Annotated in this window: 21 protein-coding genes and 1 pseudogene; 9 read left to right on the top strand and 13 right to left on the bottom strand. The window is 71.7% G+C overall.

What is annotated here, in order from left to right; translation table 11 throughout:
• Positions 1-14 precede the first annotated feature (14 nt).
• Entirely contained in the window at positions 15-434 is a 420-nt protein-coding gene (locus CAL11_RS12405) for a VOC family protein (protein ID WP_033464543.1), read from the bottom strand.
• 151 nt (positions 435-585) lie between these two features.
• Here CAL11_RS12405 and CAL11_RS12400 point away from each other — a divergent pair, with 151 nt between their 5' ends.
• Positions 586-1,194, top strand: a complete 609-nt coding sequence (locus CAL11_RS12400) for an LON peptidase substrate-binding domain-containing protein (RefSeq protein WP_086093114.1) — start codon at positions 586-588, stop codon at positions 1,192-1,194.
• An 11-nt stretch (positions 1,195-1,205) separates the two neighbouring features.
• Complete coding sequence (locus CAL11_RS12395; RefSeq protein ID WP_086093113.1) at positions 1,206-2,030, top strand: hypothetical protein; 825 nt, start codon at positions 1,206-1,208, stop codon at positions 2,028-2,030.
• Here the strand turns inward: CAL11_RS12395 and CAL11_RS12390 are convergent.
• From CAL11_RS12390 to CAL11_RS12370, 5 genes are all read right to left on the bottom strand, one after another.
• A complete protein-coding gene (locus CAL11_RS12390) occupies positions 1,982-2,956 on the bottom strand; it encodes an AraC family transcriptional regulator (protein WP_086093112.1) in 975 nt (324 codons plus the stop codon). The two genes, CAL11_RS12395 and CAL11_RS12390, sit on opposite strands and share 49 nt — an antisense overlap.
• Positions 2,957-2,984: 28 nt before the next feature.
• Positions 2,985-4,031 carry an XdhC family protein gene (locus tag CAL11_RS12385; RefSeq protein WP_086093111.1) on the bottom strand — a complete coding sequence of 349 codons (1,047 nt, stop codon included), beginning with the start codon at positions 4,029-4,031 and terminating at the stop codon, positions 2,985-2,987.
• 11 nt (positions 4,032-4,042) lie between these two features.
• A complete protein-coding gene (locus CAL11_RS12380) occupies positions 4,043-6,256 on the bottom strand; it encodes a xanthine dehydrogenase family protein molybdopterin-binding subunit (protein ID WP_086094577.1) in 2,214 nt (737 codons plus the stop codon).
• Between the two features lie 13 nt (positions 6,257-6,269).
• Positions 6,270-6,728 (bottom strand): (2Fe-2S)-binding protein, encoded by a 459-nt coding sequence (locus tag CAL11_RS12375; protein WP_086093110.1) that lies wholly within the window; start codon positions 6,726-6,728, stop codon positions 6,270-6,272.
• 156 nt (positions 6,729-6,884) lie between these two features.
• Positions 6,885-7,229, bottom strand: coding sequence for an I78 family peptidase inhibitor (locus CAL11_RS12370; RefSeq protein ID WP_043172395.1), 345 nt, complete (start codon positions 7,227-7,229; stop codon positions 6,885-6,887).
• Positions 7,230-7,374: 145 nt separating this feature from the next.
• Between CAL11_RS12370 and CAL11_RS12365 the strand changes: the two genes are divergently transcribed.
• From CAL11_RS12365 to CAL11_RS12355, 3 genes are all read left to right on the top strand, one after another.
• A complete protein-coding gene (locus CAL11_RS12365) occupies positions 7,375-8,280 on the top strand; it encodes a LysR family transcriptional regulator (protein ID WP_086093109.1) in 906 nt (301 codons plus the stop codon).
• Between the two features lie 113 nt (positions 8,281-8,393).
• Positions 8,394-9,014: a glutathione S-transferase family protein gene (locus CAL11_RS12360; protein ID WP_086093108.1), complete on the top strand. Its 621-nt coding sequence runs from the start codon at positions 8,394-8,396 to the stop codon at positions 9,012-9,014.
• Position 9,015: 1 nt separating this feature from the next.
• Positions 9,016-9,978: a pyridoxamine 5'-phosphate oxidase family protein gene (locus CAL11_RS12355; protein ID WP_086093107.1), complete on the top strand. Its 963-nt coding sequence runs from the start codon at positions 9,016-9,018 to the stop codon at positions 9,976-9,978.
• A gap of 7 nt (positions 9,979-9,985) precedes the next feature.
• Here the strand turns inward: CAL11_RS12355 and CAL11_RS12350 are convergent, their stop codons facing one another.
• From CAL11_RS12350 to gorA, 3 genes are all read right to left on the bottom strand, one after another.
• The gene (locus tag CAL11_RS12350; RefSeq protein WP_086093106.1) at positions 9,986-11,104 is read right to left on the bottom strand and encodes a 3-deoxy-7-phosphoheptulonate synthase; all 1,119 of its coding nucleotides are present in this window, start codon (positions 11,102-11,104) and stop codon (positions 9,986-9,988) included.
• Between the two features lie 230 nt (positions 11,105-11,334).
• Complete coding sequence (locus CAL11_RS12345; protein ID WP_033464848.1) at positions 11,335-11,967, bottom strand: LysE family translocator; 633 nt, start codon at positions 11,965-11,967, stop codon at positions 11,335-11,337.
• Positions 11,968-12,123: 156 nt separating this feature from the next.
• Positions 12,124-13,479 (bottom strand): glutathione-disulfide reductase, encoded by a 1,356-nt coding sequence (gene gorA, locus CAL11_RS12340; protein ID WP_086093105.1) that lies wholly within the window; start codon positions 13,477-13,479, stop codon positions 12,124-12,126.
• A gap of 174 nt (positions 13,480-13,653) precedes the next feature.
• Between gorA and CAL11_RS12335 the strand changes: the two genes are divergently transcribed.
• From CAL11_RS12335 to CAL11_RS12325, 3 genes are read left to right on the top strand one after another with little or no spacing between them, the layout of a single operon-like run.
• Positions 13,654-13,950, top strand: a complete 297-nt coding sequence (locus CAL11_RS12335; RefSeq protein ID WP_003812172.1) for a hypothetical protein — start codon at positions 13,654-13,656, stop codon at positions 13,948-13,950.
• 23 nt (positions 13,951-13,973) lie between these two features.
• Complete coding sequence (locus tag CAL11_RS12330; RefSeq protein ID WP_086094576.1) at positions 13,974-14,351, top strand: DUF2784 domain-containing protein; 378 nt, start codon at positions 13,974-13,976, stop codon at positions 14,349-14,351.
• A gap of 40 nt (positions 14,352-14,391) precedes the next feature.
• Positions 14,392-15,087, top strand: coding sequence for a glutathione S-transferase N-terminal domain-containing protein (locus tag CAL11_RS12325; protein ID WP_086093104.1), 696 nt, complete (start codon positions 14,392-14,394; stop codon positions 15,085-15,087).
• Between the two features lie 10 nt (positions 15,088-15,097).
• Here CAL11_RS12325 and CAL11_RS12320 read toward each other — a convergent pair whose 3' ends face one another.
• Positions 15,098-16,579: a PLP-dependent aminotransferase family protein gene (locus tag CAL11_RS12320; protein WP_086093103.1), complete on the bottom strand. Its 1,482-nt coding sequence runs from the start codon at positions 16,577-16,579 to the stop codon at positions 15,098-15,100.
• Between the two features lie 76 nt (positions 16,580-16,655).
• Here CAL11_RS12320 and CAL11_RS12315 point away from each other — a divergent pair.
• Positions 16,656-17,363: pseudogene (locus CAL11_RS12315) on the top strand (GNAT family N-acetyltransferase); the annotation flags it as partial.
• 52 nt (positions 17,364-17,415) lie between these two features.
• On the opposite strand, the gene CAL11_RS12310 reads toward CAL11_RS12315, so the two are convergent.
• Genes CAL11_RS12310 through CAL11_RS12300 form a run of 3 tightly spaced genes read right to left on the bottom strand, consistent with a single transcriptional unit; the run spans position 17,416 to position 20,000 of the window.
• The gene (locus CAL11_RS12310) at positions 17,416-18,345 is read right to left on the bottom strand and encodes a DMT family transporter (RefSeq protein WP_086094575.1); all 930 of its coding nucleotides are present in this window, start codon (positions 18,343-18,345) and stop codon (positions 17,416-17,418) included.
• Between the two features lie 2 nt (positions 18,346-18,347).
• Positions 18,348-18,683 carry a thioredoxin gene (locus tag CAL11_RS12305; protein ID WP_086093101.1) on the bottom strand — a complete coding sequence of 112 codons (336 nt, stop codon included), beginning with the start codon at positions 18,681-18,683 and terminating at the stop codon, positions 18,348-18,350.
• A 54-nt stretch (positions 18,684-18,737) separates the two neighbouring features.
• Complete coding sequence (locus CAL11_RS12300; RefSeq protein ID WP_086093100.1) at positions 18,738-20,000, bottom strand: Zn-dependent hydrolase; 1,263 nt, start codon at positions 19,998-20,000, stop codon at positions 18,738-18,740.

The raw sequence follows: 20,000 nt of genomic DNA, 5'->3' as shown, positions 1-20,000 counted from the left end.
GCGGTCCTTGGGAGTCAGCTGCTCATCTGGCCGCCGCTGATCATCCACGCCGTGCCGTGGCGGTCGACCAGCACGCCGAAGATTTCGGCCCAGAAGGTTTTCTGCAGCGGCATGGTGACCTGGCCGCCCTCGGCCAGCGCGTTGAAGATGCGCTGCGCGTCGGAGACGGTCGGGTAGACGAGTGACAGCGAAAAGCCTTTCTTGCCTTCGTACGGGCATTGGCTGTTGCTGTCGGAGGCCATCAGCAGCTGGTCGTCCAGGCGCAGGCGCGCGTGCATGATCAGGTCGCGGTCCTGCGGCGCGCAGGGCATCTCGGGCGGGCTCTCGCCGTAGGTGATCAAGGCGTCCAGCTTGCCGCCCAGGATGCGCTCGTACAGGCGCATGGCCTCGGCGCAATCGCCGTCGAACATGAGATACGCGGAAATTTGCGGCATGGTGTCATCCTCCGGAAGGCGGCCGCGTCTCGTGGGACGGGCCTTTTGAAGTGCTAATTTAATACATATTAGTCCTAAATTACTAGTAATTTCAGGGCGGAAAACGGCGCCGCGGCGCACGGGGACGGCGCGATCGTGTCATCATAGGCCCATGGCCGAGATTCCATTATTTCCATTGAGCAACGCCTTGTTTCCCCGGGGCGTGCTGCGCCTGCGGGTGTTCGAGATCCGTTATCTGGACATGGTCAGGCGCTGCATCGCCGACGGCGCCGAGTTCGGCGTCGTGGCGCTGGAGCAGGGCACCGAAGTGCGCCGCCCCGAAGGCCGCGAGGTGCTGGCGCGCGCCGGCACGATGGCGCGCATCGACCACTGGGAAGCGCCCATGCCGGCGCTGCTGGAGCTGGCCTGCACCGGCACCGGACGATTCCGGCTGCACGCCTGTACGCAGGGCAGATACGGCCTGTGGACCGGCCAGGCCGAGCCGGTGCCCGACGACCCGCCCCTGGACGTGCCGCCGGAGCTGGCGCGCAGCGCCGCGGCGCTGGGGCGCCTGATCGCCCGCCTGCAGCGCGAAGGCGTGCCGCCCCACATCATGCCCATGGCCGCGCCATTCCGGCTCGACGACTGCGGCTGGGTGGCCGACCGCTGGGCCGAGATGCTGTCGCTGCCGCCGGCCGACAAGGCGCGTCTGCTATTGTTGCCGCCGCTGGAGCGGCTGCGCGAGATCGACGCGCTGCTGGCCGCGGACGGGCACGCCTGAGCAGGCGCAACATGACGGGAACCATGACCATCCGGATCGACGAAGAACTGCGGGCCTATATCGACCCGCTGACGCCTGACGAATATGCGGCGCTGGAGCAAAGCCTGCTGGCCGAGGGCTGCCGCGACGCGCTGGTGCTGTGGGGCGACCTGCTGGTCGACGGCCACAATCGCCATGCCATATGCAGCAAGCACGGCATCGCTTTCAATACGGTGCAGAACACGCGCCTGCAGTCCATGGACGATGTGCGGCTGTGGATGATAGACAACCACCTCGGGCGGCGCAGCGTTTCGGATTTCCAGCGCGGCGTGCTGGCGCTGCGCAAGAAGGAGATCCTGGAAAGCCGGCGCCAGGCCGGCGAAGCGGAGGCGGGGCCCACCGGCAGCGACGGGCCGGCGCCCGCGCCGCTGACGCGCCAGACGCTGGCGCGCCAGGCGCGCCTGAGCAGCACGACGCTGGGCCAGATCGAGAAAATCCGCCAGCAGGCAGCGCCCGAACTGGTGCGCGCGGTGCAAAGCGGCGAGATCTCCATCAATGCCGCCGCGGCGGTGGCCACCCTGCCGGCGCCGCAGCAGGCGGCAGCGGCCGCTGGCGGACGCAGCGAGCTGCGCGCTGCCGCGCGCCAGGTGCGCGAGGCGCGCCTGCCGGTGCGCCGGGCGCCCGAAGGCGAGCCCGAGCCCGCGGCCGAGCCGCGCATGGTGGACGATTATCCCGCCGAGGTGGCGCGGCTGGACCGCCTGGTGGCGCAACTGGCCGAAGAGCGCGACGCCCTCAAGAAGAAAGTGGTTCAGCTGACCGTGGCGCTGGCCGAGGCGCGCGCCAGGCCGGGCGACTGAGCGTCGGCCGCGGCCCCGCCGCGCAGCCGCGCCGCGTCGCGCAGGGGCGGCGCGCCGTACAGGCGGCTGTACTCGCGGCTGAATTGCGACGCGCTTTCGTAGCCGACGCGGTGGGCGGCCGCGCCGGCGTCCAGGGATTCGGCCACCATCAGCCGGCGCGCCTCGTGCAGGCGCAGCTGCTTCTGGTATTGCAGCGGGCTGAGCGCGGTGACGGCCTTGAAATGGTGATGCAGCGACGACACGCTCATGTTGACGGTGGCGGCCAGGTGTTCCACGCGCAGCGGCTGCGCATAGTGCCGGCGCAGCCAGTCGATGGCGCGCGCGATCTGCAGCGCCGTGCCTTCGGCGCGCGCCATGTGACGCAGCCGCCCGCCCAGCGGACCGGACAGCAGGCGGTAGTGGATTTCGCGCTCGATCAGCGGGGCCAGAACCGGGATGTCGGCCGGCGTGTCGAGCAGGCGCGCCAGGCGCAGCACGGCGTCGAGCAAGGGCTCGGTCAGGCGGTCGAGCGTGAGGCCGCGCAGCAGCGGCTGGCCGGCCGGCGGGGCGCCCAGCTCGCTGATCAGGCCGGCGATGCGGTGCGGATCCAGGTCGAGCGCGAAGCACAGGTAGGGCGTGCCCGGGGTGGCCAGCGTGACGCGCGAGGCCACCGGCAGGTCGAACGCGGTCAGCAGGTAGTGCGAGGTGTCGTACTCGTAGACGTCGTCGCCCAGCTGCACGCGCTTGGCGCCCTGCGCCAGCAGCGCCAGCGACGGCCGGTAGAAGCTGACGTTCAGCTCGGTCGGGCTGGACGAACGGTAGAAGTTCAGGCCGGGCAGGGCGGTCGCGGTGCCGCCGTCGGCCGGCGTGTGCCGTTCGATCAGGTCTGCAAGTTCGTCGTGGCGCGGCGGCGGGCCGGCGGATCGGGAGTCGGGCAGGGCGCTCATTGCTTGGGGGCGGGCTGGGCTGGCAAGCCTATAGCGTAGCGCACAGGCCCGCCTGGATCGCGCCGCCGCTGTCGGACTGGCGCGCCTTGCCGGCGGCCACACTGGCGGCGGGCGGCAGCGGCGCGCCGTTCTTGCCGGCGACGATCTCGGCCATGATGGACAGGGCGATCTCCGGCGGCGTGCGGCTGCCGATGTAGATGCCGGCCGGGCCGCGCAGGCGCGCCAGCTGCGCCGGGCTCAGTCCGAAATGTTCGCGCAGGCGCGCCACGCGCCGCGCATGGTTGGCGCGCGAGCCCAGCGCGCCGACGTAGAAGGCCGGCGTCTGCAAGGCGTCGATCAGCGCCAGGTCGTCCAGCTTGGGGTCGTGCGTCAGCGCGATGACGGCGGTGCGCGCGTCGGGCCGCGCGGCGATCACCATGTCGTCGGGCATCGCGGTGGTCAGCGCCACGCCCTCGACCTGCCAGCCGGCGCGGTACTCCTCGCGCGGATCGCTGACCGTGACGTCGAAGTCCAGCGCCACCGCCATTTCGCACAGGTAGCGCGACAGCTGGCCGGCGCCGACCACCAGCAGGCGATGGCGCGGTCCGAGCACGCTGGCAAAGCCCGCGCCGTCCAGGCGCGGCTCGGCGTCGGCGGCGGCCGGCTCCAGCGAGACCGCGCCATCGGCCAGGCGCACGCCGCGCCGCACGGTCTGGCGCGCGCGCAGGCGGGCCAGCAGGTCCGCGAGCCGGCTGTGCGCGCCCAGCGGCTCGAGCACCAGCTGCAGCGTGCCGCCGCAGGGCAGGCCGAAGCGGCGCGCCTGTTCGCCGTCCACGCCGTAGGTGGCCAGCGCCGGGCGGGCGCCGGGGCACAGCGCGGCGATGCCGCGGCGGCGGACCTGGTCGATCAGGTCGTCCTCGATACAGCCGCCCGATACCGAGCCGGCCACCGCGCCGTCGGCGCGGATGGCCATCATGGCGCCGGGCGGGCGCGGCGAAGAGCCCCAGGTGCGCGCCACGGTCAGCAGCACGGCGGCCTGGCCGGCGTCCAGCCAGGCCTGGGCGGTTTGCAGCACGTACAGGTCGGCGGCTTGCATGGCGACGCTCCCTACGCCTTGACGGTGGTGCCCAGGGGCAGCGTGCGCAGGCGCTGGCCGGTGGCCTGGGCGATGGCGTTGGCCAGGGCCGGCGCCAGCGGCGGCACGCCCGGTTCGCCCACGCCGGTGGGCGGCTGCGTGGACGGCGCGATATGCACTTCGACGGCCGGCATTTCGGCCAGGCGCAGCACCGGATAGTCGTGGAAGTTGCTCTGCTCGACCGCGCCGTCCTTCAGCGTGATGGCGCCGTGCAGCGCGGTGGACAGGGCAAAGCCGATGCCGCCTTCCATCTGCGCGCGCACCACGTCCGGATTGACGGCCAGGCCGCAATGCACGGCGCATACGACCCGGTCCACCTTGAGCGCGCCGTCGGCGGCGACGGTCACTTCGACCACCTGCGCCACCACCGAGCGGAACGACTCATGCACCGCCACGCCGCGGCCGCGGCGCGCGCCTTGCGGGCCGGCCGCCAGCGGCTCGCTCCAGCCGGCGCGGGCGGCCGCCAGCTGCAGTACTTCGCGGTGGCGCGGGTGCGCGGCCAGCAGGGCCAGGCGGTAGGCCACCGGGTCCTGGCCGGCCGCCACGGCGGCCTCGTCGATCAGGGTCTCGGCGGAAAACGCCGTATGCGTGTGTCCCACCGAGCGGTACCACAGGACGGGCACGGGTACATCGGTAGGCGTATGCAGCTCCACCTGCAGGTTGGGCACCGCATAGGCGAGGTCGGACAGGCCCTCGACCGAGACCGGGTCGATGCCGTCGCGCACCCAGCCCGCCATCGGCGTGCCCTGCAGGATCGATTGCCCGGCCATGCGCACGTGCACCGCCTGCAGCGCGCCGTCGGCGTCGAGCGCCAGCCGCGCGCGGTGCAGGTTGAGCGGCCGGTAGTAGCCGGCGCGCATGTCCTCCTCGCGCATCCACACCAGCTTGACCGGCGCGTTCACGCCCTGGGCGCGCGCGGTGCGCGCGATGGCGACCGCCTCCAGCATGTAGTCGGCATGCGGACTGGCGCGGCGGCCGAAACTGCCGCCGGCGTACAGCTGGGTCAGGGTGATGTTCTCGGCCGGCATGTCGAGGTACTGCGCGATGGCGCGCTGGTCGGCCGTCTGGAACTGTTCGCCGTTCCAGATCTCGCAGCGCTCGTCGTCCAGCCGCACCAGGCAGTTCAAGGGCTCCATGGCCGCATGCGCAAGATACGGATATGTGTAGTCGGCCTCGATGACCTTGGCCGCGCCGGCGAAGGCGGCGTCGACGTCGCCCTTGCGCGCGGCGATGTTGCCGGGCCGGCCGACGGCGTCGCGGTACTGGGCCAGGATTTCGGCGCTGCCCCGGCGGTAGGCCGGGCCGTCGTCCCATTCGATCTGCAGCGCATCGCGTCCGGCCCGCGCGGCCCAGGTGTTGGTGGCCAGCACGGCCACGCCGGCGTGGCGCAGCGGGGCGCCGCCGAAGCGCACCACGGCGCGCACGCCGGGCACCGCCCGGGCGGCGGCGTCATCGACGCGCGCCACCGCCGCGCCCAGGCGCGGCGCATGCGCCACCACCGCCACCAGCATGCCGGGCAGCTTCATGTCCTGCGTGTAGAGGGCGCTGCCGTCGCTCTTGGCTGCGCTGTCGACGCGCGGCAGGCGATGCTTGCCGATCAGCCTGAAGCGGGCCGGGTCCTTGAGCGGCACGTCCTTGGGCACGGGCGAGCGCGCGGCGGCCTCGGCCAACTCGCCGAAACCGGCGCGGCGCCCCGAGGCCGGGTGGCTGAGCACGCTCTCGGAAACCTCGATCGTATCGGCCGGCACCTGCCAGCGCTGCGCGGCGGCTTCCACCAGCATGGCGCGCGCGGTGGCGCCGGCGCGCCGCATGGGCTCCCACGAGTCGAACATGGCGGTGCTGCCGCCGGTGCCCTGCAGGCCGCCCAGCGCCTGGTTGCCGTAGCGCGCGCTGTCGGCCGGGGCGCCCTCGACGCGCACCTGGCGCCAGTCGGCGTCGAGCTCCTCGGCCAGCAGCGTGGCCAGGCCGGTATAGGCTCCCTGGCCCATTTCCAGGTGCTTGGCCAGGACGGTGACCCGCCCGTCGGCGCCGATGCGCACGAAGGCGTTGGCGGCGAAACCGTCGCCCGGCTGCGGGCCGGCGGCCATGGCGCGGCGCGCCAGCGGCGGCAGCGACAGGCCCAGCAGCAGGCCGCCGGCGCCTTGCACGAAACGGCGTCGGCTCAGGTTCTGGATGGCGATGTGCATGATGGTTCCTTCCTCAGGCCAGGGCCGCGGCGGCGGCGTGGATGGCGGCGCGGATGCGCACATAGGTGGCGCAACGGCAGATATTGCCGTTCATGGCGTCGTCGATGTCGCGGTCGGTGGGGGCGGGATTGGCGCGCAGCAGGGCGGCGGCGGCCATGATCTGGCCTGATTGGCAGTAGCCGCACTGGGCCACGTCCAGTTCGCGCCAGGCCTGCTGCACGGCCTGGCCGGCGCGGTCGGCGGCCACGCCTTCGATGGTGACGATGCGGCGGCCGGCGATCGCCTGCACGGGCGTGATACAGGCGCGGATGGGCTGGCCGTCGGCGTGCACGGTGCAGGCGCCGCACAGCGCCATGCCGCAACCGTACTTGGTGCCGGTCAGGCCGGCCACATCGCGCAGGGCCCACAGCAGCGGCATCTCGCCGGGGGCGTCCAGTACGGTGTCCTTGCCATTGATATTGAGGGTCGGCATTGCGGGTTTCCTTCCGGTGGGCGGGGCGCGCCAGGGCGGCGCGCAAGACCCGCAAAGGATAGGAAACCGGCGCCCGTGGGGGCAATGCCGATTGCTGCAGGATTCTTGCCTGATCCTGCGAGAGTGCGGCCCCGGGCGGCGCCGGGGTCAGGGGCATCAGCCGCAGCGCAGGGCGCTGATGCTGCCGTTGGCCTCCAGGATGATGTTCAGGCGGCGCGCGTTGTACTCCATGGTCATGACCTGGCCGGGCTTGAGCAGGCGCATCGACCCCGAGTTCGAGCGCCGCAGCGCGTCGTTGCCGACCGAGTCCGAGTATTTCTGCCCCACCAGGTTCTGCACCGGCTGGGCGTCGCAGTCCGGGCCGGCGGGCGTCGTGGCCGAGCCGGGCGCGGTGCCGGAGGATGTCTGGCTGGAGGCCGGCGGGCTGGAGTCCGTCCGGGTGCCGGAGGCGCAGGCGGTCAGGCCGGCCAGCAGTGCAATGGGGATCAACTTCCAGATCATGGGCAACTCCTTAAAACTGGGAACAGACGGAATGTCCATGATAGTTGAGGCCGGGCGCGGGTGGGGCGCGCGCAGCACGCCGGCTGGACGGCGCGGCGCCGACGCGGGATGATGCCCGCTTTGGAGCGCAGCCGGAGATGGCGCAGTGGACAAATTCCAGGAAGTAAGCCTGTTCCTGGCCGTGGCCGAGGCGCGCAGCTTCGCCGCCGCCGGCCGGCGGCTGGGCCTGTCGGCCTCCACCGTGACGCGCGCGGTGGCGGCGCTGGAGGCGCGCCTGGGCATCCTGCTGCTGGTGCGCACCACGCGCCACGTGCGCCTGACCGACGCCGGCGAACAGTTCGCGCACGATTGCCGCGCGGTGCTCGACAGCCTGGCGCAGGCCGAGGAGGCGGCCGCCGGCGGGCGGGTCCAGCCGCGCGGCGAACTGTCGGTGACGGCGCCCGCGCTGTTCGGCGAGCTGCACGTGATGCCGGTCATCGTCGATTACCTGCGCCTGTACCGGCAGGTACGGCTGCGCGCCCTGCTGGTCGATCGCGTGGTGCGGCTGCCGGACGAAGGCGTGGATGTGGCGGTGCGCATCGGCCGCCTGCCCGATTCCAGCCTGACCGCCGTCCACGTGGGCGAGGTGCGCCGCATCGTGTGCGCGGCGCCGGATTTCCTGGCGCGCGCCGGCGTGCCGTCGCATCCGGACATGCTGCCGCGCTATTGCACGGTCAGCGTGGCGATGGAAGGGCAAATCGACCGCTGGCGCTTTGTCTGCGACGGCCAGGCCCGCGACCTGGACGTGCAGGCGCAATTGACCGTGACGTCGTCCCAGGCCGCGGTGCGCGCCGCCGTGCAGGGCTGGGGCCTGGCGCAGGTCGTGTCCTACCAGGCGGCCGGCGCGCTGCGCGAGGGCGCGCTGCGGGTGGTCTTGCGCGAATTCGAGCCGCCGCCGCTGCCGGTGCACGTGGTGTACCCGGAGGGGCGCAAGGGCGCGGCCAAGGTGCGCAGCTTCGTGGAATTCTGCGTCGAGCGCCTGCGCGCCGAACTGGCCGACCTGCCGGCCTGACGGCGCCGCCGCGCGCGGCATTGCGACGGCTGCAACACTGTTTTGCGCCGGCGCCGCGCGGGCCGCGCGGCGTGCATCATGTCGGTGTTCGATACGACATCCGTGGTGCCCCGATGCGCGACTCGCTGGTTTTCCATACCGACCTCCTGTCCGGCCACGGACATCGCGTGCAGCTGCTGCTGGCGCTGCTGGGCCTGCCGGCGCGCATCGTCGAGGTGGACCTGGCCGCCGGCCAGCAGCGGCAGGCGCCGTTCCTGGCGCTCAATGCGTTCGGCCAGGTGCCGGTGCTCGAGGACGGCGAGGTCGTGGTGGCCGACTCCAACGCCATCCTGGTGTACCTGGCGCATCGCTACGGGCCGCAGTGGTTACCGGCCGACGCGGTGCAGGCCGCCCAGGTCCAGCGCTGGCTGTCGGTGGCGGCCGGAGCACTGGCCTGCGGGCCGGCGCGGGCGCGCCTGATCACGCTGGTGGACGCGCCCCATGACCCGGCGGCGGCGATAGCGCAGTCGCATGCGCTGCTGGCCGTGATGGATGCCGAACTGGCCGGGCGCGACTACCTGGCGGGGCCGCGGCGCAGCCTGGCCGATGTCGCCTGCTACGCGTATGTGGCCCATGCGCCCGAGGGCAACGTGGCGCTGGACGCCTATCCGCATGTGCGCGCCTGGCTGGCGCGCATCGAGGCGTGGCCCGGTTTCGTGCCGATGCGGCGCAGCGCCGTCGGCCTGCGGGCCTGACATGGCGGCGGCCGATCTTCCCGGCGCGGCCGACGGCCCCTGGCACGGCGGCGAGCTGGCCATGCAGGAGCGCGCCGGCGTGCGCGCGCGCATGGCGCAACTGGGGCCGCGCGTCATCCGCGACTACATGCCGCCGCAGCATCGCGATTTCTTCGCCCAGTTGCCGTTCATGCTGCTGGGCACGGTCGATGCGCAAGGCGGCCCCTGGGCCACCCTGCTGGAGGGGCCGCCGGGTTTCGCGCACAGCCCGGACGAGCGCACCTTGCGCCTGGATGCCTTGCCCGCCGGCGACGATCCCGCGCGCGCCGGCCTGGCGCGCGGCGCCGGCGTGGGCATGCTGGGCATCGAGCTGCTCACGCGGCGGCGCAACCGCGTCAACGGCCACGTCGCCGCGCTGGATGGGCAGGGGTTCTCGGTGGCGGTGACGCAGTCGTTCGGCAACTGTCCGCAATACATACAGACCCGCCATGCGCGCCAGGCCGCGCCCGCGCCGGGGCCGGCGGTCTGGCTGGCGGGCCTGGACCACGCCGCGCGCACCCTGATCGGGCAGGCCGACACGCTGTTCGTGGCCAGCTGCACGCGCCAGGCCGGCCCGCACGCGGTGGACGTGTCGCATCGCGGAGGCCCGCCCGGCTTCGTGCACCTGCGCGGCGATACGCTGACGATTCCGGATTTCCCCGGCAACCGCTTCTTCAATACCCTGGGCAATCTGCTGGCCAATCCGCGCGCCGGCCTGGCGTTCGTGGATTTCGCGCGCGGCGACCTGTTGCAGCTGTGCGGGCGTGCCGAAGTGCTGGCCGAGGCCGGCGCGCCGGCCGCGTACCCGGGCGCGCAACGCCTGTGGCGCGTCCACGTGGAGCGGGCGGTGCGCCGGCCCGCGGCGCTGGGGCTGCGGGCCGAGTTCGGCGAGTATGCCGCGCAACTGGCGGCCGTGGGGCAATGGGCCGGCGAGCCGCCGGCCTGAGACAGGCTCAGCCTTGGCGGCGCTGGCGCACGGCCTGGGCCAGCTCGGCCAGGACCGGCTCGGTCTGGGCCCAGCTCAGGCAGGCGTCGGTGATGGACACGCCGCGCTTGAGCGGCACGCCGGGCTTGAGATCCTGGCGGCCTTCCTCGAGGTTGCTTTCGATCATGACGCCGATGATGCGGCGGTCGCCGCCGGCCAGTTGCCGGGCCAGGTCGCGCGCCACCTCGACCTGGCGCGCGTGCGACTTGTTCGAATTGGCGTGCGAGCAGTCGACCATGACCTGTTCGCGCAGGCCGGCCTTGGCCAGCGCCGCACAGCAGGCGTCGATGGCGGCCGTGTCGTAGTTGGGGCCTTGCTTGCCGCCGCGCAGGATGACGTGGGTATCGTCGTTGCCGCGCGTCTCGAAGATGGCGGCGGTGCCCATCTTGGTCATGCCCATGAAGGCATGCGGGGCGCTGGCGGCCACGATGGCGTCGGCCGCGACCTGGATGCCGCCGTCGGTGCCGTTCTTGAAGCCCAGCGGGCAGCTCAGGCCCGAGGCCAGCTGCCGGTGGCTGGGGCTTTCGGTGGTGCGCGCGCCGATCGCGCCCCAGGCGATCAGGTCGGCGATGTATTGCGGGCTGAGCAGGTCCAGGAATTCGGTGGCGATGGGCAGGCCCAGGGCGCCGATTTCCAGCAGCAGGTGGCGCGCGCGGCGCAGGCCTTCGTTGATGCGGAAACTGCCATCCAGGCGCGGATCGTTGATGTAGCCCTTCCAGCCCACGGTGGTGCGCGGCTTCTCGAAGTACACGCGCATGACGATGAGCAGGTCGTCGGCCAGCGTGTCGGCCGCCTCCTTGAGCTGGCGCGCGTACTCCATGGCCTGTTCGTGGTCGTGGATGGAGCAGGGGCCGACCACCACCACCAGCCGGTCGTCGCGGCCGTGCAGCACGTCGGCGATGCGCGCCCGGCTGTCTTCGACCAGCGCCTGCAGCGGCGCCGATACCGGCAGTTCGTCCTGCAGCAGGGCGGGCGAAATCAGGGGACGCACGGCGCCGATGCGCACGTCGTCGATGCGGGTGGTGTCTTGCGTCGCGTCGGCCTGGCCGGCCTCGCGATCGTGCAGCGGGTCATCGATACGGGTCAAGGCAATTTCTCCGGTGCGCCCCGGCGGCGCAACGGGCAATTATCGCACTTTGCCGCGCGGCGTTAGGGGCGCCGGCCCAGCAGCGCCCACGGGCCGGCGCCCGAGAGCAGCGAACCGCCGGCCAGCAGGGCGCCCAGGCCGGCCAGCGACAGCAGCAAGGCGATGGAGTCGCCCAGCGCCACGGCCGCCACCAGCGGCAGCCGGGCGCGCGGGACGCCGCGGGTCGGGGATCAGCGGCGGGCGTCCAGGGCCATGCGCACCGCCAGGCCGGCCAGCACCGAGCCCATCAGCCAGCGCTGCGCCACCATCCACATGGGCCGGCGCGCCAGGAAGACCGCGATGGCGCCGGCCATGACGGTGAACAGCGCATTGACGCAGATGCTGATGCCGACCTGGGTGAAGCCCAGGGCCAGCGACTGGGTCAGGACGCTGCCTCGCTGCGGGTCGATGAACTGCGGCAGCAGCGACAGGTACAGCACGGCGATCTTGGGATTGAGCAGGGCGGTGAACAGGCCCATGGCGAACAGGCGGCGCGGCGGGCTGGGCGCCAGGGCGCGCACCTGGAATGGCGACTGCCCGCCCGGGCGCAGCGCCTGCCAGGCCATGTACATCAGGTAGATGGCGCCGGCCACGCACAGCGCCTCATAGGCCAGCGGCACCGCCATCAGCAGCGCGGTGATGCCGAGCACGGCGCACAGCACGTAGAACACCAGCCCGAGCGCCACGCCGGCCAGCGAAACCAGCCCGGCGCGATAGCCCTGCGACAGCGAGCGCGACACCAGGTACATCATGTTGGGGCCGGGCGTGAGCGTCATGCCCAGGCAGATCAGGGCGAAGGCAAGCAACTGGGTCGGTTCTGGCATGGCGGCACGCTGGGTGGACGCGCGCGGACGGCGCGCGGTTGTCACTCTAGCGCAGAACTGTTGCGTAACAGAGGAAAATTTTGGCGCCTGTCCCGGCGGGGACAGGCAAGCGATTGGCGGGTGCCTGTCCTCCCAGTGGGGCCAGGCACCCGGGAGTCACGCGGTTGCCGTCCTCATGGTGACGAATTCCTCGGCGGCGGTGGGGTGGATGCCGATGGTGTCGTCGAAGACCTGCTTGGTGGCGCCGGCCTTCAGGGCCACGGCCAGGCCCTGGACGATTTCGCCGGCGTCGGGGCCGACCATGTGGCAGCCCAGCACTTTCTGGGTATCGGCGTCGACCACCAGCTTCATGAGGGTCTTTTCCTGGCTCTGGGTCAGGGTCAGCTTCATGGGCCGGAAGCGGCTTTCGTAGCGGGTGACCCGCAATCCGCGTTCGAGGGCCTGCTCGGTGGTCAGGCCGACCGTGCCGATGTTGGGCAGGCTGAAGACGGCGGTGGGGATGAGGTCGTAATCGACCTTGCGGTATTCCTCCGGGCGGAACAGGCGGCGGGCGACCGCCATGCCTTCGGCCAGCGCCACGGGGGTGAGCGGCACGCGGCCGATCACGTCGCCGATGGCGAGGATGGACGGCTCGCTGGTGCGGTATTCGTCGTCGACCTCGATGTAGCCCGACTCGGCCAGCCGCACGCCGGTGTTCTCCAGGCCCAGGTCGTCGAGCATGGCGCGCCGGCCGGTGGCGTAGAAGACGCAGTCGGTCTCGAGCACCGCGCCGTCGGACAGCGTGACCGCCAGCACGCCGTCGGCGCGCTTGTCGATGCGCTTGACGTCGGTATTGAAGCGCAGGTCCAGGCCTTTCTTGACCAGTTCGTCGCGCAGGTGCTCGCGCACGCTGCCGTCGAAGCCGCGCAGGAACAGTTCGCGCCGGTAGACCTGCACGGTCTGCGCGCCCAGGCCGTTGAAAATGGAGGCGAATTCCACCGCGATGTAGCCGCCGCCCACCACCAGCACCCGGCGCGGCAGCTCGGGCAGGAAGAAGGCGTCGTTGGAGGTGATGGCGTGTTCCTTGCCCGGGATGTCCGGCACGAACGGCCAGCCGCCGGTGGCGATCAGGATGTGTTGCGCGCTGTGGCGCTGCCCGTTGATTTCGACGGTATGCGGGTCGACGATGCGGGCATGGCCTTCGTGCAGCGTGACGCCGCTGTTGACCAGCAGGTTGCGGTAGATGCCGTTCAGGCGTTCGATTTCGCGGTTCTTGTTGGCGATCAGCGTGGGCCAGTCGAACTCCGGGCGGCCCGGGTTCCAGCCGAAGCCGGCCGCCTGCTCGAAGTCTTCGTGAAAATGCGCGCCATAGACCAGCAGCTTCTTGGGCACACAGCCCACGTTGACGCAGGTGCCGCCCAGGTAGCGGCTTTCCGCCACCGCCACGCGGGCCCCGTAGCCGGCCGCGAAGCGCGCCGCGCGCACGCCGCCGGAGCCGGCGCCGATGACGTACAAATCGAAATCAAATGCCATGTCTGTCGGTCCTTCCGCGGCCGTCCAGCGCGGCCGCGCGTGTAAACATCTGGAAGCCGTATTAAACAACCAACCGGGCCGCTCTGCTTGGCAGGCGCGCCGAATCGGATATAACAGCAGTCAGCGCGGCCGGATGGCCGGCCGCCATGCACGACGCACGCGTCACGGAACGAGATGCAGAACGAAGACAGTTTTTTCGGCTCGCTGGGCGCCATGCTGGGCGCGGTGATACGCGCCATCGTCGATGGCCTGCGCTATGTGTTCGGCGGGCTGGGACGCGCGCTGGGCGATTTCTTCGGCGGCCTGGCGTCGGCGCTGGGCATGAGTCCGTCGGTGTTCAATTTTGCCTTGCTGGTGCTGGGCCTGCTCCTGCTGTGGACCGCGGTGCGCGCCTTCATGGGGCGCGCCATCGTGGCCGGGATCTTCTGGCTGGTGCTGGCGATGCTGCTGCTGGGCGGCCTGATCGGCTAGCGCGGCCGGGAATGGACGGCGCCATGCTTTACCGCGTCCTGGCCGACCTGGTGCTGGTGCTGCACGCGCTGTTCGTGGCCTTCGCCGCGCTGGGCGCGCTGCTGGCGCTGCGCTGGCCGCGGCTGGCCTGGCTGCATGTGCCGGCGGCCCTGTGGGGGGCGGGCATCATGCTGGCCGGGGGCGTCTGTCCGTTGACCCCGCTGGAGAACCACTGGCGCGTCCAGGCCGGCCAGCAGGGGTACGAGGACGGCTTCATCGCCCATTATCTGCTGGCGGCGATCTATCCCGAGGGGCTGAGCCGGACGGTGCAGGCGGCGTTGGGCGCGCTGGCGCTGGCCGGCAATGCGCTGGTCTACGGGTTGCTGTGGCGCCGGCGCCGCCGGGGTGGGATGTCGCGATGAGGTATGCTGGACTGTTTTGCAACTCAGGCGAGTCCCAATCATGATTGATCTGTATTTCTGGGCCACGCCCAATGGTTTGAAAATCAAGCTGTTCCTGGAAGAAGCGGGCCTGCCCTATACCGAGCATCCGATCGACATCGGCAAGGGCGAGCAGTTCCAGCGCGAATTCCTGGCGATCGCACCCAACAACCGCATTCCCGCCATCGTCGACCAAGCGCCGGCCGGCGGCGGCGCGCCGATCTCGCTGTTCGAGTCCGGCGCCATCCTGCTGTACCTGGCCGAGAAGATCGGCCGCTTCATTCCCGCCGACGTGCGCGGCCGCGCCGAGGTCCTGCAGTGGCTGTTCTGGCAGATGGGCGGGCTGGGCCCCATGGCCGGCCAGAACGGGCACTTCAACGTGTATGCCCCCGAAAAGGTGCCGTACGCCATCGACCGCTACACCGCCGAAACGGCGCGCCTGTACGACGTGATGGACCGGCGCCTGGCCGACCGCGAGTTCCTGGCGGGCGAGTACTCGATCGCCGACATCGCCTGCTATCCCTGGGTTGTGCCGCATGAGGCGCACGGCCAGAAAATGGCCCATTTCCCGCACCTGAGCCGCTGGTTCGCGGCAATCGCCGCACGGCCCGCCACGGTGCGCGCCTATCGGGAGGCCGGCGACAGCTACCGGCCCAAGGCGCCCATGTCGGACGAGGAGCGGGTCGTATTGTTCGGCCAGCCGGGCACGCCGCGCTAAGCGGCGCGGGCTAGGCCTGGATCAGCCGGGCCAGCCGCCCGACCAGCGGCTCGAACAGCTCGGCCGAGGTATTGCCATAGCCCAGCACCAGTCCGGTGTCCTCGGGCCGCGGCGCGATGGCAAAGCCGGACAGCGCCTGCGGCGCCATGCCCAGGCGCAGCGCCTGGGCGGCGATGGCGCGGTCGTCCAGCGCCGCGGGCAGCCGCAGCGTCAGGTGCAGGCCGCAATGGCCGCCCAGCACTTCATGCGGGACGCGCAGGTGGCGCGCCAGGGCGGCGCGCAGGGCCTGCTGGCGCTCGCGGTAGAGCCGCCGCATGCGGTTGAGGTGGCGGGTGAACTGGCCGCTTTCGATGAAGGCGGCCAGGGCCCATTGTTCGTGGCGATGGCCGCCGCGCAGCATTTCGGCCAGCGCCTCGGCGGCCTCGTCGGCCAGGCCCGCGGGCAGCACCACGAAGCCCAGCCGCAAGGACGGGAACATGGTCTTGCTGTAGGTGCCCACGTACAGCACCGGCGCATCGGGCACCAGGCCCTGCATGGCAGCGATGGGCTCGCCCTGGTGGCGGAACTCGCTGTCGTAGTCGTCCTCGATGATCCAGGCGCCGGCGCGGCGCGCCTGTTCGATCAGCGCCAGCCGGCGTGTGACGGGCAGCACGGCGCCGGTTGGGTACTGGTGCGACGGCGTGACGTAGATCAGGCGCGGCGGCGCATCGCGCCAGGCCTGCGGCGGCGCCAGCAGGCCAGCGGCGTCCACCCGCACCGGCACCACCCGCATGTCGCCGCAGCGCAGCGCCGTCCTGGCGCCCCGGTAGCCCGGGTCTTCGACCCAGGCGGTGTCGCCGGCGTTGCCCAGCAGCCGCACGCACAGTGCCAGCCCTTCCTGGGCGCCTTCGGTGATGACGATCTGGCGCGCCTCGCAGCGCACGCCGCGCGCGGCCGCGAGGTAGGTGGCGATGGCCTGGCGCAGGCGCGGTTCGCCGGCGGGTTCGCCGTAGCCCAGCAGGGTGCTGGGCGCTTCGCGCAGGGCGCGCTCCATCGCGTTGCGCCAGGCGCTGGCGGGAAAATGGTTGAGGGCCGGCGTGCCGGGCCGCAGCGGCAGATAGGTGTCGGTGCGCGGCGCGCTGGCTTTCAGCGCGGCCAGGCGCCGCGCGGTAGGGCCGGCGCTGGGCGCGGCGCTTGCGCGCGCCGGCATGCCCGCGCGGGCATGCTCCGCCACCCGCGTGCCCTGGCGATCGGCCCGCACATAGCCTTCGGCGGCCAGGTGTTCGTAGGCCAGCAGCACGGTGTTGCGCGAAATGCCCAGCTGCTGCGCCAGCGCGCGCGAGGCGGGCAGGCGGCTGCCGGGCGCCAGGCGGCCGTCCAGGATGGCGTTCTTGAAGCGCTGCAGCAGCTGGCGCTGCATGGGCAGGCGCGTGCCGGCCGGCGGCGCCTGCAGGAGGATCGCGGCAAAATCCATGGCTCTATCAAAAAGGCGGTTCGTGGCACTTTTTATCATGCCACGAATCGCCTATCTTGATGCCGTGGCGGGCGCGCCGTGGTGGCGTGCCGCCCACCCGCAAAGGAAGCCGTCCATGCCAGCCCGCGTCAACGAATTCGGTCAACCCATCGGCCAGGCCATGCCGCATTGGCAGGCGCGGCCGCGTCCCCCGCGCCTGCCCGTCGAAGGCCGCTATTGCCGGCTCGAACCGCTCGACGCCGCGCGCCATGGCGAGGATCTGTACGCGGCCTTTTCCGTGCCCGACGCGGCCAGCGGCTGGACCTACCTGTCGGCCGGCCCGTTCGCCGACCGCGCCGGCTACGACGAATACCTGCGCAAGGCGGCCGACAGCGCCGATCCGCTGCATCACGCGGTGATCGACCTGGCCAGCGGGCGCGCGATCGGCACGCTGTCGCTGATGCGCATCGATCCCGCCAACGGCGTGATCGAAGTGGGGCATGTGAATTTCGCGCCAGCGCTGCGGCGCTCGGCGGCTTCGACCGAGGCGCAATACCTGCTGATGCGGCGCGCCTTCGACGAACTGGGCTATCGCCGCTACGAATGGAAATGCGACAGCCTGAACGCGCCGTCGCGCGCGGCCGCGCTGCGGCTGGGCTTCCTGTTCGAGGGGATTTTCCGCCAGGCGCTGGTCTACAAGGGGCGCACGCGCGACACCGCCTGGTTCTCCATCATCGACAGCGAATGGCCGGCGCTGCGCGCCGCGTTCGAGCAGTGGCTGGCGCCGGAGAACTTCGACGCCGCGGGCCGCCAGCGCAAGCGGCTGGAGGCCTGCCGCCCGGCGTGAGGGGCCGCTACGGTGTCCGGCGCGCGTGTCCTCGCCGGGGGCAGGCGCATCAGGATAGCCGGCGCCGCAGTTTCTCGCGCAGCAGCTCGGCGCCGCTGACCAGCGTGATGCCGGCCAGCACCAGCACCGCGCCGATGACAAAGCCCGAGTCCAGCGGTTCGTCGAGGATCAGCACGCCGAAGGTGACGCCGAACAGCGGCGTCATGAACGACAGCACCGCCAGGCGGGTGGCGAGGTAGCGGCGCAGCAGCCAGAACCAGGCCAGGTAGCTCGATAGCGCCACGACCACCGATTGGAAGCCCAGGCTGGCCAGGGCCGCGCCGGACCAGTTCGGCGCGGCGCCGCCGCTGGCGAAATGGAAGGCGGGCAGGGCCAGCCCGGCCATCAGCATCTGGTAGAACAGCGTCTTGGCCGGCGCGGCCTCGGACAGCGAGGACTTGCGGATCGCCACCGTGGTGGCGCCCCAGGCCGCGCCGGCCAGCACGCCGAGCAGGTCGCCCAGCAGCATGCCGGGCACGGCCGCGTGGCCCTTGCCCAGGAAGGCTGTGGCGATGCCGCCGAAGGCCACCGCCACGCCCAGCCACTGCAGCGGCTTGAGACGCTCGTCCGGCAGCAGCAGGTGCAGCCCGAGCGCCGTGAAGATGGGCGCGGTGTAGAGGAACACCGCCATGTGCGAGGCGGTGGTGTAGTCCAGCCCCACGCCGACCAGCAGGAATTCCAGCGCGAACAGCGCGCCCACCGCCAGGCCGGGCCCTAGCGTGCCGTCGCGGAACGCGCCCAGGCCTTCGTGGCGCAGCACCACCCAGATCAGCACCATGGCGGCGAAGGCCGAGCGCAGGCCGATCTGCAGGGTGGGGGAGACGTCGGCGGCCACCAGCTTGATGGCGATCTGCTGGAAGCCCCAGCAGATGCATAGCGCCAGCATGACGTAAGTGGCCAGGCCGTCCAGCGGACGGCGCAGCGGCGCGGCGGCGGCCACGGTCATGGCAGTTCGGCCGGGTAGCTGTCCAGCGCCAGGCTGATCTGCTGGCGCAGGTCCCAGTCGGCCAGTTGCGCGCTGACCGGTCCGTAGTAGGCGCCGTCGCGCGTGACGAACAGCGCCGGCAGGTGGAAGACTTCATAGCGCTGCACCAGCCCGCCGTTCTCGCCGGCGTCGATCCAGCACAGGCGGTCGACCGGCAGATCGAACCCAGGCAGGCGCTCGCGCGCCACGCCGCAGGTGGCGCAGGTGCGGCTGTGGAAGACAAGCAGCGACAGGCCGGGCGCGTCCAGCAGATAGCGGTCGGCGGTGCCGTCGGTCAGTTCGATCTGGTCCATGGGGAAACTCGGGGGCGGGCCAGCTATGCTACCGCATCGCCGGCCCGCCGGCCGCTAGCGCGACAGGCGGCGGTCGAGTTCCAGCACGGTTTCGTACAGCACGCGCGTGCCGTCGAGCAGTTGCGACGGCTCCAGCCACTCCTCGGGGCAATGGCTGCGGCCGTTCAGGCAGGGCACGAAGATCATGCCGATCGGGCCGGTGGGCGCCATGTAGACGGCGTCGTGGCCGGCGCCGCTGGGCAGGCGCATCGAGGCATAGCCCAGGCGGGCGGCGGTATCTTCGACCGCATCCATCACCAGCGGGGCGCAGTCGGTCGGATGCGCGCGGCTGACCGGCGCCATCTCGGCCGACAGGCGCAGCGCGGCCAGCGCGTCCGCCACTTCGGCCATGATGGCTTCGGGAAACGCGTCCAGCACGGCGTCGCTGTCGCTGCGTACTTCGAGCATCAGCTCGACCATCCCTGGCACGGCGTTGGGCGCGTTGGGCGTCATGGCGATGCGGCCGATGGTGGCCACCACATAGTGCGGCTTGCCGCTTTGCGTGCTGGCGCGGCGATGCGCCGCGTCGATGACGCGCGCCGCGCCCACCAGCGCGTCGCGGCGGATGTCCATGGGCGTGGTGCCGGCGTGGTCGGGCTGGCCGCGCACCGTGATGAGCACGCGCCGGATGCCGACGATATTGGTGACCACGCCGATCGGCAGGCCGCGGCCCTCGAGCACCGGCCCCTGTTCGATGTGCAGCTCGACGAAGGCCGCGGTCCCGCCGGGGCCGCGCAGCGGGGCGCCCAGCGCGTCCGGGTCGCCGCCGATGCGGCGCAGCCCCTCGGCCAGCGTCTCGCCATCGGCATTGCGCGCGGCCAGCATGTCGGCCGTCAGCCGGCCGCTCAGCGCGCGGCTGCCCACGCAGGAGATGCCGTAGTCGCTCGGCTCTTCGGACAGGAAGTCGATGACTTCGAACGGATGCTCCAGCGTCACGCCCTGCTCGTGCAGGGTGTGCGCCACTTCGATGCCGGCCAGCACGCCGATGATGCCGTCGAAGCGGCCGCCGGCCATCACGGTGTCGCAGTGCGAGCCGGTGGCGATGGGGTTGCGGGCGAGGCCGCGGCCAGGGCGCGTGCCCACCAGGTTGCCGCCGGCATCCAGGCGCACCGCCAGCCCGGCCGCCTCGAACTCGGCGCGCAGCCATTGGCGCGACTGCTCGAACAGCGGCGAGAACGCGCGCCGCGTCCAGGGCACGTCCGGCAAGGTCATGCGCGACAGGGTTTCGACGCGCGACCAGAGGCGGTCGGCGTTCAGGGGAGGAAAGGCGGGAGTCAT

The organism is Bordetella genomosp. 6 (genome assembly GCF_002119705.1).
GTDB lineage: Bacteria > Pseudomonadota > Gammaproteobacteria > Burkholderiales > Burkholderiaceae_B > Bordetella > Bordetella bronchiseptica_F.
This window is presented reverse-complemented; position numbering and strand designations above follow the sequence as displayed.

What these genes read in the sequence shown, in the direction of transcription:
- CAL11_RS12405 (WP_033464543.1), bottom strand. Translation starts at nt 434, where the DNA reads ATGCCGCAAATTTCCGCGTATCTCATGTTCGACGGCGATTGCGCCGAG.
- CAL11_RS12400 (WP_086093114.1), top strand. Translation starts at nt 586, where the DNA reads ATGGCCGAGATTCCATTATTTCCATTGAGCAACGCCTTGTTTCCCCGG.
- CAL11_RS12395 (WP_086093113.1), top strand. Translation starts at nt 1,206, where the DNA reads ATGACGGGAACCATGACCATCCGGATCGACGAAGAACTGCGGGCCTAT.
- CAL11_RS12390 (WP_086093112.1), bottom strand. Translation starts at nt 2,956, where the DNA reads ATGAGCGCCCTGCCCGACTCCCGATCCGCCGGCCCGCCGCCGCGCCAC.
- CAL11_RS12385 (WP_086093111.1), bottom strand. Translation starts at nt 4,031, where the DNA reads ATGCAAGCCGCCGACCTGTACGTGCTGCAAACCGCCCAGGCCTGGCTG.
- CAL11_RS12380 (WP_086094577.1), bottom strand. Translation starts at nt 6,256, where the DNA reads ATGCACATCGCCATCCAGAACCTGAGCCGACGCCGTTTCGTGCAAGGC.
- CAL11_RS12375 (WP_086093110.1), bottom strand. Translation starts at nt 6,728, where the DNA reads ATGCCGACCCTCAATATCAATGGCAAGGACACCGTACTGGACGCCCCC.
- CAL11_RS12370 (WP_043172395.1), bottom strand. Translation starts at nt 7,229, where the DNA reads ATGATCTGGAAGTTGATCCCCATTGCACTGCTGGCCGGCCTGACCGCC.
- CAL11_RS12360 (WP_086093108.1), top strand. Translation starts at nt 8,394, where the DNA reads ATGCGCGACTCGCTGGTTTTCCATACCGACCTCCTGTCCGGCCACGGA.
- CAL11_RS12355 (WP_086093107.1), top strand. Translation starts at nt 9,016, where the DNA reads ATGGCGGCGGCCGATCTTCCCGGCGCGGCCGACGGCCCCTGGCACGGC.
- CAL11_RS12345 (WP_033464848.1), bottom strand. Translation starts at nt 11,967, where the DNA reads ATGCCAGAACCGACCCAGTTGCTTGCCTTCGCCCTGATCTGCCTGGGC.
- gorA (WP_086093105.1), bottom strand. Translation starts at nt 13,479, where the DNA reads ATGGCATTTGATTTCGATTTGTACGTCATCGGCGCCGGCTCCGGCGGC.
- CAL11_RS12335 (WP_003812172.1), top strand. Translation starts at nt 13,654, where the DNA reads ATGCAGAACGAAGACAGTTTTTTCGGCTCGCTGGGCGCCATGCTGGGC.
- CAL11_RS12330 (WP_086094576.1), top strand. Translation starts at nt 13,974, where the DNA reads ATGCTTTACCGCGTCCTGGCCGACCTGGTGCTGGTGCTGCACGCGCTG.
- CAL11_RS12325 (WP_086093104.1), top strand. Translation starts at nt 14,392, where the DNA reads ATGATTGATCTGTATTTCTGGGCCACGCCCAATGGTTTGAAAATCAAG.
- CAL11_RS12320 (WP_086093103.1), bottom strand. Translation starts at nt 16,579, where the DNA reads ATGATAAAAAGTGCCACGAACCGCCTTTTTGATAGAGCCATGGATTTT.
- CAL11_RS12305 (WP_086093101.1), bottom strand. Translation starts at nt 18,683, where the DNA reads ATGGACCAGATCGAACTGACCGACGGCACCGCCGACCGCTATCTGCTG.
- CAL11_RS12300 (WP_086093100.1), bottom strand. Translation starts at nt 20,000, where the DNA reads ATGACTCCCGCCTTTCCTCCCCTGAACGCCGACCGCCTCTGGTCGCGC.